This is a genomic window from Micromonospora sp. NPDC023644, from assembly GCF_040640115.1.
Lineage (GTDB): Bacteria > Actinomycetota > Actinomycetes > Mycobacteriales > Micromonosporaceae > Micromonospora.
On sequence record NZ_JBFABA010000048.1, the window covers coordinates 1 to 13,004 of the forward strand.

At 75.5% G+C, this 13,004-nt stretch carries 14 protein-coding genes, 1 pseudogene and 1 riboswitch; of the genes and pseudogenes, 3 read left to right on the top strand and 12 right to left on the bottom strand.

Annotated elements, in window-relative coordinates; genetic code table 11:
• Nucleotides 1–461: pseudogene (locus AB0G08_RS24750) on the top strand (hypothetical protein); the annotation flags it as partial.
• Nucleotides 462–545: 84 nt separating this feature from the next.
• Here AB0G08_RS24750 and thiC read toward each other — a convergent pair.
• The 7 genes from thiC to thiE form a co-directional block, all read right to left on the bottom strand.
• Nucleotides 546–2,138, bottom strand: a complete 1,593-nt coding sequence (thiC, locus tag AB0G08_RS24755) for a phosphomethylpyrimidine synthase ThiC (RefSeq protein WP_358091934.1) — start codon at nt 2,136–2,138, stop codon at nt 546–548.
• A 17-nt stretch (nt 2,139–2,155) separates the two neighbouring features.
• On the bottom strand, nt 2,156–2,944 hold the full coding sequence (thiD, locus tag AB0G08_RS24760) for a bifunctional hydroxymethylpyrimidine kinase/phosphomethylpyrimidine kinase (protein ID WP_358091936.1): 789 nt from the start codon (nt 2,942–2,944) through the stop codon (nt 2,156–2,158).
• Nucleotides 2,941–3,537: a thiamine phosphate synthase gene (locus tag AB0G08_RS24765; protein ID WP_358091975.1), complete on the bottom strand. Its 597-nt coding sequence runs from the start codon at nt 3,535–3,537 to the stop codon at nt 2,941–2,943. The genes thiD and AB0G08_RS24765 overlap by 4 nt, the downstream gene beginning before the upstream one ends.
• A gap of 68 nt (nt 3,538–3,605) precedes the next feature.
• Entirely contained in the window at nt 3,606–4,376 is a 771-nt protein-coding gene (locus AB0G08_RS24770) for a thiazole synthase (protein ID WP_357880864.1), read from the bottom strand.
• 4 nt (nt 4,377–4,380) lie between these two features.
• Nucleotides 4,381–4,581 carry a sulfur carrier protein ThiS gene (gene thiS, locus AB0G08_RS24775; RefSeq protein WP_358091938.1) on the bottom strand — a complete coding sequence of 67 codons (201 nt, stop codon included), beginning with the start codon at nt 4,579–4,581 and terminating at the stop codon, nt 4,381–4,383.
• Entirely contained in the window at nt 4,572–5,705 is a 1,134-nt protein-coding gene (thiO, locus tag AB0G08_RS24780) for a glycine oxidase ThiO (RefSeq protein WP_358091940.1), read from the bottom strand. Before thiO ends, thiS begins: the two co-directional genes overlap by 10 nt.
• A complete protein-coding gene (thiE, locus tag AB0G08_RS24785; RefSeq protein ID WP_358091942.1) occupies nt 5,699–6,325 on the bottom strand; it encodes a thiamine phosphate synthase in 627 nt (208 codons plus the stop codon). The genes thiO and thiE overlap by 7 nt, the downstream gene beginning before the upstream one ends.
• Nucleotides 6,320–6,428, bottom strand: a riboswitch (TPP riboswitch). Its footprint overlaps the gene before it by 6 nt.
• A 122-nt stretch (nt 6,429–6,550) precedes the next feature.
• Here thiE and AB0G08_RS24790 point away from each other — a divergent pair.
• A complete protein-coding gene (locus AB0G08_RS24790) occupies nt 6,551–7,453 on the top strand; it encodes a DUF559 domain-containing protein (RefSeq protein WP_358091944.1) in 903 nt (300 codons plus the stop codon).
• Between the two features lie 171 nt (nt 7,454–7,624).
• Here the strand turns inward: AB0G08_RS24790 and AB0G08_RS24795 are convergent, their stop codons facing one another.
• The 5 genes from AB0G08_RS24795 to AB0G08_RS24815 all read right to left on the bottom strand — a co-directional run bounded on the left by AB0G08_RS24795 (nt 7,625) and on the right by AB0G08_RS24815 (nt 11,595).
• A complete protein-coding gene (locus tag AB0G08_RS24795; protein WP_358091946.1) occupies nt 7,625–8,587 on the bottom strand; it encodes an aldo/keto reductase in 963 nt (320 codons plus the stop codon).
• Nucleotides 8,588–8,703: 116 nt separating this feature from the next.
• Nucleotides 8,704–9,111, bottom strand: a complete 408-nt coding sequence (locus AB0G08_RS24800) for a hypothetical protein (protein ID WP_358091948.1) — start codon at nt 9,109–9,111, stop codon at nt 8,704–8,706.
• Entirely contained in the window at nt 9,069–9,272 is a 204-nt protein-coding gene (locus tag AB0G08_RS24805; protein WP_358091950.1) for a nucleotidyltransferase domain-containing protein, read from the bottom strand. Before AB0G08_RS24805 ends, AB0G08_RS24800 begins: the two co-directional genes overlap by 43 nt.
• A complete protein-coding gene (locus AB0G08_RS24810; RefSeq protein ID WP_358091952.1) occupies nt 9,269–10,948 on the bottom strand; it encodes an ATP-binding cassette domain-containing protein in 1,680 nt (559 codons plus the stop codon). Before AB0G08_RS24810 ends, AB0G08_RS24805 begins: the two co-directional genes overlap by 4 nt.
• A gap of 41 nt (nt 10,949–10,989) precedes the next feature.
• Nucleotides 10,990–11,595 carry a methyltransferase gene (locus AB0G08_RS24815; RefSeq protein WP_358091954.1) on the bottom strand — a complete coding sequence of 202 codons (606 nt, stop codon included), beginning with the start codon at nt 11,593–11,595 and terminating at the stop codon, nt 10,990–10,992.
• Nucleotides 11,596–11,840: 245 nt separating this feature from the next.
• Between AB0G08_RS24815 and AB0G08_RS24820 the strand changes: the two genes are divergently transcribed.
• The gene (locus AB0G08_RS24820) at nt 11,841–12,941 is read left to right on the top strand and encodes a hypothetical protein (protein ID WP_358091956.1); all 1,101 of its coding nucleotides are present in this window, start codon (nt 11,841–11,843) and stop codon (nt 12,939–12,941) included.
• The last annotated feature ends 63 nt before the right edge of the window (nt 12,942–13,004 follow it).

A 13,004-nucleotide genomic window follows, 5' to 3' on the forward strand; every position in this document is an offset into this window, starting at 1 on the left:
CCGCCGCCGAGGCGGCGCAGCCGGCCACGGATCCCGCGCCCGAGTCGGCGCCCCGGCCCCGCCACCGGGCCCCGATGCCCGACCTGGCCCGGGCCGCGAACTGGGAGGCCCTCGCCACCGCGCGCCGGAGCGGCCCCGCCCCGGCGTCCGTCGACGCCGCGCCGGCGAACGGCGCCCCCGCCGCCGGGGCCGAGGCGTCACCGCCCGGATCCGCGTCGCCCGCCGAGGCCGAGCAGCCCGCCGGGCGGGGCCGGGGCCGGCTGGGCCTGTTCCGCCGCAACCGGTCCCGGTCGGCCGAGGACGCCGCCCCGGCCGACCGGGAGACCGAGCCGCTGCCGGCGCAGGAAGAGGAGTACGTGGACTGGGTCACCGGGCTGAGCAAGCCGGTCCCGGACAACGAGCCCGAGCAGGAGAGCGGCCGGCGGTCGTTGCGCTCCACCGGCCGACACCACCGCGACTGACCCACCCGGGACGACCGACCCGCCCCGGGCCGGCGCCCGAAGCGGGGCGGACGCCCGTCTCCCCGGCGGGCAGCCGCGGCGGGCTCAGGCGAGCGGCAGGTAGACCCGGCCGCCCGAGGAGAGGAACTCCTCCGACTTGTCCCGCATGCCGCGCGCCGCGTACTCCTTCAGCTCCTGGGTGATCTTCATGGAGCAGAACTTCGGGCCGCACATCGAGCAGAAGTGCGCGGTCTTCGCCGGTGCCGCCGGCAGCGTCGCGTCGTGGTACGACCGCGCGGTCTCCGGGTCCAGCGAGAGGTTGAACTGATCCTCCCAGCGGAACTCGAACCGGGCCTTGGAGAGCGCGTCGTCCCACGCCTGCGCGCCGGGGTGTCCCTTGGCCAGGTCCGCCGCATGGGCCGCGATCTTGTACGCGATCACGCCGGCCTTCACGTCGTCGCGGTCCGGCAGCCCCAGGTGCTCCTTCGGAGTCACGTAGCAGAGCATGGCGGTGCCGAACATGCCGATCATCGCGGCGCCGATCGCCGACGTGATGTGGTCGTACGCGGGGGCGATGTCCGTGGTCAGCGGGCCGAGGGTGTAGAACGGCGCCTCGTGGCACCACTCCTGCTGGAGGTCCACGTTCTCCTTGATCTTGTGCATCGGCACGTGGCCGGGCCCTTCGATCATCACCTGCACGTCGTGCTCCCAGGCGACCTTCGTCAGCTCGCCCAGGGTGCGCAGCTCGGCGAACTGCGCCTCGTCGTTGGCGTCCGCGATCGAGCCGGGGCGCAGCCCGTCCCCGAGCGAGAACGTCACGTCGTAGCGGGCCAGGATCTCGCACAGCTCGGCGAAGTTCGTGTAGAGGAAGTTCTCCTCGTGGTGCGCCAGGCACCAGGCCGCCATGATCGAGCCGCCCCGCGACACGATCCCGGTCACCCGGTCCACCGCCAGCGGCACGTACGGCAGCAGCACCCCGGCGTGCACCGTCATGTAGTCGACGCCCTGCTCGGCCTGCTCGACGACGGTCTCCCGGAACACCTCCCAGCTCAGCTTCACCGGGTCGCCGCCGACCTTCTCCAGCGCCTGGTAGATCGGCACGGTGCCGATCGGCACGGGCGAGTTCCGGACGATCGCCTCGCGCGTCTCGTGGATCCGCCTGCCGGTCGACAGGTCCATCACCGTGTCCGCGCCCCACCGGGTGGCCCAGGTCAGCTTCTCCACCTCCTCGGCGACCGACGAGCTGACCGCCGAGGTGCCGATGTTGGCGTTCACCTTCACCAGGAACGCCTTGCCGATGATCGCCGGCTCGCACTCGGGGTGGTTGACGTTGAGCGGCAGCACAGCCCGCCCGGCGGCGATCTCGTCCCGGACGAACTCGGGCGCCATGCCCTCCCGGATCGCCACGAACTCCATCTCCGGGGTCACCACGCCGGCCCGCGCGTACGCGAGCTGGGTGGGGCGCCGGCCGTCGGCGCCGGCGAGCGGGGTGCCCGCGCCCCGCACCGGGGCGACGTCGCCGCGCTCGGCGATCCACGCTCCGCGCAGCGGCGGCAGCCCGACCTCCGGGTCGGAGCCGGGTCCGGAGGTGTCGTAGAGCCGCAGCGGCGGGTTGTCACCGGTCAGTTCCACCTCGGCGAACGGCACCCGCACGTCCGGCCGGGACCCCTCCACGTACACCTTGCGACGTGCCTGCATGACAGCCTCCCTGGTGATCAAGCGGACCAGCCGAAGTGGTCCAGCGGGCCGCGTCCCGCGCCCAGCTCCCAGCCCCGCGCGCCGGTCAGCGCGCGGAGGACGTACTCCTTGGCGGCGGCGACCGCCGTCGGCACCGGGTCGCCGAGCGCCAGCCGGACGGCGATCGCCGCCGAGAACGAGCAGCCGGTGCCGTGGTTGTGCCGGGTGTCGACCCGGGGCGCGCGCAGCAGGGTGGTGACGCCGCCGCCGTGCAGCACGTCGACCGCCTCGCCGTCGGCGTCCACGTCGCCGCCGGTCACCACGACGTGCGCCGGGCCGCCCGCCGCGAGCGCCTCGGCGGCGGCGACCATCTCCTCGACCGTCGTCACCGGCCGTCCGGTGATGGCCGCGGCCTCCGCGCAGTTCGGCGTCGCCACCTGCGCGTACGGCAGCAGCCGCTCGACGGCGGCGACCACGCCCAGCCGGTGCCCGCTGGTGGCGACGAGCACCGGGTCGACGACGAGGTGCGGCAGCCGGCCGTCCTTCGCGGCGGCGGCCACCACGTCGGCGACCGCCGGGGTGCCGAGCATGCCCGTCTTGACGGCGCGGACGGTGAAGTCGGCGAGCACGCTGTCGAGCTGCTCGGTGACCGTGCGCGGCGGCAGCGGCAGGACGGCGTCGACGCCCCTCGTGTTCTGCGCGGTGACCGCGGTGAGCACGCTGGTGCCGTACGCGCCGAGGGCCGCGAAGACCTTCAGGTCGGCCTGGATGCCGGCGCCCGCGCCGGAGTCCGACCCGGCGATGGTGAGCACGGTCGTCGGGGTCACTGCTCCCCTCCTGCGGCTGCGGTGAGGGTGGCGGCTGCCTCCTCGGGGTCGTCGGCGCGCATGACGGCACCCAGCACCGCCACTCCCACGGCACCCGCCTCGACGCAGGCGTGCACCTGCTCCGGGGTTTCCACTCCGCCGAGCGCCAGGACCGGCACGGGGCTGACCGGGATCAGCGCGCTGAGCCCGTCGGGGCGCAGCGGCGGGCCGTAGCCGGGTTTGGTGCTGGTCGGGTAGACGGGCGAGAGGGTGGCGTAGTCCTCCGTGGTGAGCCTGGCCAGCTCCGCCCGGTCGTGGCAGGAGCGGCCCACCAGGCCGAGCCTCGGCGGCGGGTACGGGCCGGCGGCGGGCAGGTGGACGGCGTCGCCGCCGAGCGGGTCGGGGCCGGCGACGATGAGGGTGCCGCCCGCCTCGGCGAGGATCGCGCGCAGCTCGACGGCGAGGGCGGCGCGCTCGGCCCGGGGCAGGTCCTTCTCCCGCAGCACCACCCACCGCACTCCCCCGGCCACCGCCCCGGCAACGACGTCGACCAGCGGCCGTCGAGCCTGCCGCCGATCGGTCAGCAGCAGGACGCCGGCCGGCCCGCCCGAGATCTTGGTGGGAAACGGCCCCTGGAGGGGCCCTCTCGTACCAAGATCCGCAGAAGCGAGAGCGGGCCCGGTCACAGGTCGGGCCGCCCCTCGTCCGGGGTGGAGGCGAGCGCGTGGAAGCGCCGCGCGATCCGGCCCGCCCGGTACGCGAGCCGGCCCGCCTCGACCGCGTACCGCATCGCCGTCGCCATCGCCACCGGGTCGGCGGCGCGGGTGACCGCGCTGGCGAGCAGCACCGCGTCGCAGCCCAGCTCCATGGCCAGCGCGGCGTCCGAGGCGGTGCCGATGCCGGCGTCCAGGATCACCGGCACGTCGACGCCCTGCCGGATCAGCCGGATGTGGTGCGGGTTCGACACGCCCAGGCCGGAGCCGATCGGCGCGCCCGCCGGCATCACCGCGGCGCAGCCGACGTCGGCCAGCCGGCGTGCCAGGATCGGATCGTCCGACGTGTACGGCAGCACGACGAACCCGTCCGCGACGAGTTCCTCGGCGGCGCGCAGCAGCTCCACCCCGTCGGGCAGCAGCGTGCGCTCGTCGCCGATCACCTCCAGCTTCACCCAGTCCGTGCCGAACGCCTCCCGGGCCAGGTGCGCCACCTTGACCGCTTCGCCCGCCGTGTAGCAGCCGGCGGTGTTCGGCAGCAGCTTCACGCCGCAGCGGTCCAGCAGGTCCAGCAGCCCGCCGGCGGTGCCGGGGGCGGTGTCGACCCGGCGCAGGGCCAGGGTGACCAGTTCGGTGCCGGAGGCGCGGATCGCGTCCTCCAGCACGCGCAGGTTGGCCGCGCCGCCGGTGCCGAGGATCAGCCGGGACGTGAGGCGCACGCCCCCCAGGTCGAAGCTCACCGCGTCACCCGCCCTGGGCGGCGCTGAGCACCTCGACGCGGTCGCCGTCGCGCAGCGGGGTCGCCGGCCAGCCCGTACGCGGCACCACCTCCCCGTTGACCGCGACGGCGAGGCCGCGCTGCTGGTCGGTGACCGCGCGGACCAGGTCCGCCACGGTCGAGCCGCCGGGCAGGCTGCGCCCGGCGCCGTTCACGGTCAGTTCCACGTGTGCTCCTTCTCGGATGCGGGCGGGCGGGCGGTGGGTCCGGCGGTCGCGGCCGGCGCGAAGCGGGCCGGGGTGAAGGGGGCGAGCATCGGGTCCGCCACACCCGTGCCGACCAGGTCGGCGATCAGGTCGGCGGTGACCGGGGTGAGCACGATGCCGTGCCGGTGGTGCCCGGTCGCGGCGAGCACGCCGGGCCGGCCGGGCAGCGGGCCGAGGATGGGGGCATTGTCGGGGGTGCCGGGGCGCAGGCCGGCGAGGGTCTCGACCAGGTCGTACTCGGCCAGCTCGGGCAGCAGGTCGACGGCGGCGCGGAGCAGGCGCAGCACCGCCCCGGCGGAGACGTCGGTGTCGGAGCGCTCCTCGACGGTCGCACCCACCACCACCTCCCCGTCCGCGCGGGGGACGAGGTAGACGTGCTCGCCGTCGGCGTACCCCCGGACGACGTGCCGGAAGCCCGGCGCGCCGCCGCCGGGCGCGCGGAGCCGGACCACCTGCCCCTTCACCGGCCGCACCGGCAGCCCCGTCAGGGCCGCCGCGCCGCAGCCGGCCGCGACCACCGTGACCCCGGCGTCCACGTCGGACAGGGTGCGCACGGCGGCGGGGACCAGCGTGGCGCCGGCCCGCTCGGCGGCCGTGCGCAGCGCGGGCACGAGCCGGCGCGGGTCGACCTGGTGGTCGGTGGCGGCGAGCGCGCCGCCGCGCACCCGGGGCGCCAGCGCCGGCTCGCGGTCCCGCAGCGCCGAGGGGCGCAGCGGCGTCACCGGCAGTCCGATCCCCTGCTGGTACGCCCACAGCCGGCGCGCCTCGGCCAGGTCGTCGGCGGTGAGCCCGACCATCAGCGTGCCCTCGGTCCGGTAGCCGACGTCCACACCGCTGGCGGCGGTCAGTTCGGCGGCGAACGCCGGCCAGCGGGCGGCGGAGGCGGTCAGCAGCCCGGTCAGCTCGTGCTCGCCGAAGTACGCCTCGGCGACCGGCGCGAGCATCCCGGCGGCGACGTGGGACGCGCCGGAGCCCGGGGCGGGGTCGTGCACGACGACCCGGAGCCCGCGCGCCGCGCAGCGCCAGGCGATCGCCAGCCCGACCGGTCCCGCCCCCACCACGGCGACGTCCGGTCGGGTCAGCACCCCAGCGCTCCCAGCAGCTCCGCCGTCGCCCGGGCCGGGTCGGCCGCCCCGGATAGCGCCCCCACCACCGCCACCCCGTACGCCCCCGCGGCCACCAGCGCGGGCACCCTGGCGGCGGTCACCCCGCCGATCGCGACGACCGGCACGTCCACGGCGTCGGCGACGGCGCGTACCCCCGCCGGGCCGATCGGCGCCGGCAGCCCCGCCTTGGTGCTGGTGGCGTGGCAGGGGCCCACGCCCAGGTAGCTGGCCCCGGCGGCGACCGCCTCGGCGGCCGTCCCCGGATCGCGCGCGGTGGCGCCGAGCACGGCGGTCGCGCCGAGCACCCGGCGGGCCGCGCCGACGGGCAGGTCGTCCGCGCCGACGTGCCCACCGGCGGCGCCCACGGCCAGCGCCACGTGCAGCCGGTCGTTCACCAGGCAGGTGGCGTCGTACCGGCCGCAGAGCGCGACCGCCCGGCGGGCCAGGTCGTACGCCTCCCGGTCGGTGGCGTCGTCGGTCACCCGGACCTGCACGACCAGTTCCGCGCGGGCCACCGGAAGGGCGGCCCGCAGCACGGCGAGCGGATCCCGCCCGGGTCGGGTGTCGGTGATGAGATGCAGTCGCCCGAGGGACGGCACGGCAACACTCCTCCCTGCGCCGGCATTACCCGGATCAGGTTCGACGGTCGGGGGCTCACAGCCCCCCTCTCAGCCCGGTCCACCGGGCTCCCGTGGGTCACTTGCGGGTGTCACCGTACGACGGATCGCCGGATCCGCCAAGGTCGGGATGCGGATTTCACACCGACCGCCCGATCCCGACGGCCGGGGCGGCGCGTGACCGTACCGTCACGCCATGCTGTCCGGATGCCCTCCGCCGCCCGGGTACCGCCCCGGCTCGCCTTCCTGCCGTTCCGGGGCAGCACCGCCGTCGCCGAAGGGCTGCTGACCCGCGCCATGCTGCGCGGGTCGACCTGGCAACGCCTCTTCCCCGACGTATACGTGCACCGGAACGCTCAGAGCGCATCCGATCATCGGCTCTGGTGCGACGCGGCCGCCCTGCTCCTGCCCGCCGGTGCCGCCATCGCCGGGGCGAGCGCCGCGTACCTGTGGGGCGTCGACCTGCTGGTCCGGGATGCGCCGGTCAGCGTCCTACTGCCGCGGTCGGCAAGGCTGCGGCCGCACCCGCGGCTTTCCGTCACCCGTTCGACGCTGCCGGAAAGCGACCTGACCAGCTTCGGTGGCCTACCGGTCACCACACCGCTGCGGACGGCGTTCGACCTCGGACGGCAGAGACCGCGCGCCGAGGCCTTGGTCGCCGTCGACGCATTGCTGCACCGCCGGGTGGTCAAGCTGCCGGCCCTGCGGGCGTACGCCGACGCTCAACCCCGCTGGCCCGGACTGCCGCTGCTGCGGGAGGTGCTGGCGCTGGCCGAGCCCCTGAGTGAATCTCCGATGGAGAGCCGGTTGCGGCTGCTCCTGCTCGACGCCGGGCTCCCCCCACCCACGGCACAGCACGACGTGCGCGACGCCACGGGACGGTTCGTCGGTCGGGTCGACCTGGCGTGGCCGGAGCTGCGCGTCGCGGTCGAGTACGACGGCGACCACCACCGCGAGCGCGCCCACTTCCGGCAGGACGTCGCCCGGCTGAACGCGTTACGCGCGGCCGGCTGGGTCGTCCTCCGCTTCACCGCCGACGACGTGCTCCGGTACCGGACCCGGACGGTACGCCTGGTCACCGCCGCTCTGCATGAACGCGCCGGCAGGTGACGCGGCGGCCAGTCCGCCCGACACGCATCCACGGACGACCACCCGCGGAAGGCCGACCGGACGGGTGGAACACCAGGGCTGCCTCCCGGTGTGGGAAACGTACCTGGCGTTCCACCCGTGGAAGCCGGGGCCCTGCCCCGAACGGGACATAGCCCGCCGGGCGCACCCTCGTCAGAGGACAGCGCGCAGGGCGTCCAGGTCCTCGTCGGTGGGCTGCCAGGTGCCCGCCTCCGCGTTGGCGCGTACCTGCTCGGGCGTGGTGGCGCCGGCGATCACCGAGGTCACCGCCGGCTGGGCGGCCAGCCCGCCGATCGCCACCTGGAGCATCGACAGGCCCCGCTCGGCGGCGTACGCCTCGATCGCCTCGATGGTGTCCCAGTCGGCGGCGGCGAGTCGCTGGGCGTACCGGCCGCCACCGGCGAGGCGGCTGCCGGCCGGCGGGGCCTCGTTGCGCTTGTACTTGCCGGTGAGCAGCCCGTTGGCCAGCGGGAAGAACGGCAGCAGCCCGAGGCCGAACCGCTCGCACGCCGGCACCACCTCGGCCTCGACGCCGCGCTCCAGCAGGCTGTAGTGGTTCTGGGCGCTGATGAACCGGGACCGGCCGTTCGACGACGCCACCCAGTCCGCGTCGGCGATCTGCCAGCCGGCGAAGTTGGAGTTGCCCAGGTAGCGGACCTTGCCGGCGCGGACGAGGTCGTCGAGCACGGCGAGCGTCTCGTCGATCGGGGTGCCCGGGTCGGGCTCGTGCATCTGGTACAGGTCGATGTGGTCGGTGCCGAGGCGGCGCAGCGACGCCTCGACCGCCCGGGCGATGTAGCGACGCGCGCCCCGGGCGCCGAAGTCGGGGCCGTTCATGCCGTTCATGTCCATGCCGAACTTGGTGGCCACCACCACGTCGTCGCGCCGGCCCTTGAGCGCCTGGCCCAGCAGTTCCTCGGAGCCGCCCTGCGGCTCGCCGTAGATGTCGGCGGTGTCGAAGAAGTTGATTCCGGCGTCGAGCGCGGCGTCGACCACCGCCCGGGTGCCGTCGAGGTCGAGCTTGCGGCCGAAGTTGTTGCAGCCGATGCCGACCACGGACACCACGAGCCCGGAGTCGCCCAACCGGCGGTAGGTCATCTCAGTCACGAGATCCACCCTATGCCGCCCGGCCGCGCCACGCCGTGGACCACGAAGCCCACCACACGCACGGACCGCGAAGCCGAACCAGGCCCCGCAGACCACGAAGCCCATCCGGCGTACGTCGCGAACGGTCAGTCGAGCACGTCGGCGACGAGCCGCCGGGCGGCGGCGAGCGTGCCGGCCAGCTCGTCCGGCGTGTGTCCGACCGCGCCGAGCAGCTCCTGCGCCCGCCGGGCGAAGTCGGGTGGCGCGCCCGGCAGCCGCCCGGCGGCGGCGAGCGTGCCCTTCTCGTTGACCAGCCACCGTCCGGCCCGGGCGTGCAGCACCTGGGCGAGTACGCCGACCGCCCGGAACAGGCAGCCGGCCACGTACCCGCCGTCGCCGGCCGCGACCGCCTTGGCCGCGCCGTCGACCAGGAACCGGGCCTCCCACCCGCCGGCCGTCAGGGCGTCGGCCAGGGCCGGCGGGTACGCGCGGGTCTCCTCGCGCAACGCGGTCAGCTCACCGGTCGGGTCGCCGAGCACCCGGCAGAGCGCCACCTCGCCGGCGTACGCGGACGAATAGAAACCGAGCGGGTGTAGAGGCCGAGGTCCCAGTCGGAGTCGGGCCGGTGCTCGCCCCGGGCCCGGCTGCCGCCGAGGGCGACGGCGACGACCCCGCCGACCGTGCAGAGGCGGTCGGCCAGGCCGGCGGGGATCACGCCACGTCCCAGACCGGCTCCGGGGTCTCCACCACCTCGTTGTCGCCCCGGAAGAGCACGAACCGGTCGAAGGAGCGGGTGAACCAGCGGTCGTGGGTCACCGCCACCACGGTCCCCTCGAACGCGGTCAGCCCGGCCTCCAGCGCCTCCGCCGACGCCAGGTCGAGGTTGTCGGTGGGCTCGTCGAGCAGCAGCAACGTCGCGCCGGACAGCTCCAGCAGCAGCACCAGGAAGCGTGCCTGCTGACCGCCCGAGAGGGTGCCGAAGCGCTGGTCGCCCTGCCCCGCCAGCTCGTACCGGCTCAGCGCCGCCATCGCGGCGTGCCGGTCCATGCCGGCCCGGTGCTCGTCGCCCCGCCAGAGGATCTCGACGAGGGTCTTCCCCATCAGCTCCGGCCGGTCGTGGGTCTGCGAGAAGTGCCCCGGGCGCACCCGCGCGCCGAGCCGGGCCACCCCGTCGTGGGCCACCGGCGCGAGCGCGAGGGCGCCGTCGACCGGGCCGTTGGCGGGGTCGGGGTCGGTGCCGCCCCGGGCCAGCAGCCGCAGGAAGTGCGACTTCCCCGTGCCGTTGGCGCCGAGCACCGCGACCCGGTCGCCGTACCAGATCTCCAGGTCGAATGGGAAGGTCAGGCCGTCGAGCTCCAGCTGCTCGCAGACCACCGCGCGCTTGCCGGTCCGCCCACCGGTCAGTTTCATCCGGATGTCCTGGTCCTTCGGCGGTACGGGCGGCGGCCCGGCCTCCTCGAACTTGCGCAGCCGGGTCTGCGCCGCCTGGTAGCGCGACGCCATCCCGTCGTTGTACGCGGCCTTCTGCTTGTACATCAGCATCAGCTCGCGCAGCTTCTGGTGCTCCTCGTCCCACCGCTTGCGCAGCTCGTCGAGGCGCGCGTGCCGGGCCACCCGAGCCTCGTGCCAGCTCGCGAAGCCGCCCGGGTGCACCCACGCGCTGCCACCCTCCACGGCGACCACCCGGTCGGCGGTGTGGGCGAGCAGCTCCCGGTCGTGCGAGACGTAGAGCACCGACTTGCCGGACTCGCGCAGCCGCCCCTCCAGCCAGCGCTTGCCCGGCACGTCGAGGAAGTTGTCCGGCTCGTCGAGGAGCAGCACCTCGTCGGGGCCGCGGAGCAGCAGCTCGAGGGCGAAGCGCTTCTGCTGGCCGCCGGAGAGCGTCCGGACGGGCCGTTCCCGGGCGCTGTCCCAGGGCAGGCCGAGCACGATGGTGGCGACCGTGTCGAAGAGCACCTCGGCGTCGTAGCCGCCGACCTCGCCCCAGGCCGCGAGCGCGTCCGCGTACGCCAGCTGGGCCTTGCCGGCGGCGGTGCTGTACTTGCCGCGGACCTCGGCGGCGCGCATGGCCCCCTCGGTCTCGACCAGGCGGCGGCCGGCGTCGCGCAGCGCCGGCGGGGCCAGCGACAGGGCCAGGTCGGCCAGCGTGGACTCGTCGCCGATCATCCCGATGAACTGGCGCATCACGCCCAGCCCGCCGGAGCGCGCGACCGCGCCGGTCTTCACCGGCAGGTCGCCGGCGACCATCCGCAGCAGCGTCGTCTTGCCGGCGCCGTTGGGCCCGACCAGGGCCACCTTGGCGCCCTCCCCGACCCGGAACGACACGTCGGCGAAGAGCTCCCGACCGTCGGGAAGGATGTGCCCGACCGCTGCCACGTCCACGTATCCCACGTCGGCATCCTGCCCGAGCACGGGCCCGACGGCCCAACCATTTACCGGGTGACCCGCAGCACCCGGTAGCCCTTCTGGCTGGCGTGCCGCCCCACCTGCCAGCCCTGCTCGACCAGCCAGCGCTGCAACGAGTCCCCGCCGAGGTAGCGGGCCACCACCAGCCAGGCGACGCCGTCCGGGGCGAGCCGGGGCAGCCAGCGCAGCAGGATCCCGTGCAGTTCGTCCTTGCCGACGTGGATCGGGGGGTTGGACCAGAGCTGGGCGAAGGACAGGTCGGCGGGTACGTCGTCCGGCGCGGCGACGCGTACCCGGTCGGCCGCGCCGACCCGCGCGGCGTTGGCCGCGGTGAGTTCCCGGGCCCGTTCGTTGACGTCGACGGCCCACACGGTGGCCGAGGGCGCCGAGTTGGCGAGCACGCAGGTGATCGGCCCGAAGCCGCAGCCAAGGTCGAGCAGGGCACCGGTGGTCCCGGCGGACGGCAGGTCGGCCTTGCGCAGCAGCACCGCCGTGCCGGGGTCGAGGCGGGCGGCGGAGAAGACGCCGGCGGAGGAGGCCAGGGCGTAGTCGCGGCCGGCGACGGAGAACTCGACCTCGCGCGGGTTGGCGGCGGTCGTGGGTTCAGCGGTGAAGTAGTGTTCGCCGGTCACGCCGGCAATTCTCGCACCGCCGCCCGGCACGACGCCGCGGGCCCGGCACGGCGGCACAGGGCCCGCCCGGCAGCACAGCGGCCGTGGCCCGGCAGCACAGGACCCGGCGCGGCGGCACAGCGTCCGCGGCCCGGCGGCACGGGGCCCGGCGCGGCGGCGCGGGTGCGCAACACGAGGCGGAACGACCCCGCGCCAATTTCCCATTATTCACGCCTAAAGGGACAATGCCTCCTACTCTGGGCGACATGGTGTATCGGTACGAGTCCGATGAGGACGCATTCATGGAGTACCCGGAGCCCGGGTCCGACCGGTCGGTGCTCGGTGCCGGTCCGCCTCCCCCGGCCGGCCCCTCCCCCTCCCGCTTCCCGACGCCGTCGCTGCCCCGCGCCAACACGGTCGCGCTGCCCTCCGCCGCGCCGGCGCCGGTCCGCGCCGCGGCGCAGGTGTCGCCGCCGCCCGCCCAGCTGCGCGCGCCCGCCGAGGAGCAGCCCCCGGCCCCCCTGCCGCCGGTCGAGCCGCCCCCGCCGGTCCAGCCGCTGTCGCCGGTCGAGCCGCCCCTGCCGGCCGGGCGGTCGCCGCGCGGTGGCGGCGGTCGGCTGTGGCAGGTCGTGGTCGGCGGCGCGGCCGTCCTCGCGCTGCTCGCGCTCTGCGGCCTCGGCGCCGCCGCCCTGCTGGCCGAGCGCGACAGGACCCCACAGGCCACCCCCACCGCCCAGCCCGGGTCCGCCGAGGTCGAGGCGCAGGCCCTCGACTCCCGGGAGACCGACCAGGCGCCGCTGACCGCCAAGGAGCTCTTCCCCGGCAAGCAGCTCGTCGTCGCCGACGGGGAGCCCGCCTACCGGGTGTTGAAGAGCCAGTCCAGCGCCAGCTGCGCGGTGGCCGCCACCGGCGAGGTCGCCGACCTGCTGGTCCGCCTCGGCTGCACCCAGGTGGTCCGGGCCACGCTGCGGACGCCCGACGGCGACCACCTCGTCACCACCGGGTTGTTCAACCTGACCGACCGGGCCAACGCCGAGCGCGCCCGGGACCGGATCCGGCTGCTGCTCGACGAGCGGGAGGGCCGGTTCCGGGGCATGGCGGCCGACGCGGACAGCGCGGCGATCGCCACCGCGCCGGCCCGCGTCGGCTGGCAGGTGCGCGGCCACTACCTCGCGTACGCGGTGGTCGTCCGCAGTGACGGGGAGAGCATCAGGTCCGGCGACACGAAGGCCCGGGAGATCCTCTTCGACACGATCGAGCTGCACCTCAACCGGGGCGTGCTGGAGCGCCGGGCGGACGGCGGTACGGCCGGCCAGCCGACCGACGAGGGCGCGGGCGACACCGGCACCCAGGACGGGGGCGAGTGACCGGATCGCGACGGGGACGGGTGCGTGGGCCACGGCCGCGCACCCGTTTCGCGTGTCGCCACC

What these genes read in the sequence shown, in the direction of transcription:
- AB0G08_RS24820 (WP_358091956.1), top strand. Translation starts at nt 11,841, where the DNA reads ATGGTGTATCGGTACGAGTCCGATGAGGACGCATTCATGGAGTACCCG.
- AB0G08_RS24790 (WP_358091944.1), top strand. Translation starts at nt 6,551, where the DNA reads ATGCCCTCCGCCGCCCGGGTACCGCCCCGGCTCGCCTTCCTGCCGTTC.
- thiC (WP_358091934.1), bottom strand. Translation starts at nt 2,138, where the DNA reads ATGCAGGCACGTCGCAAGGTGTACGTGGAGGGGTCCCGGCCGGACGTG.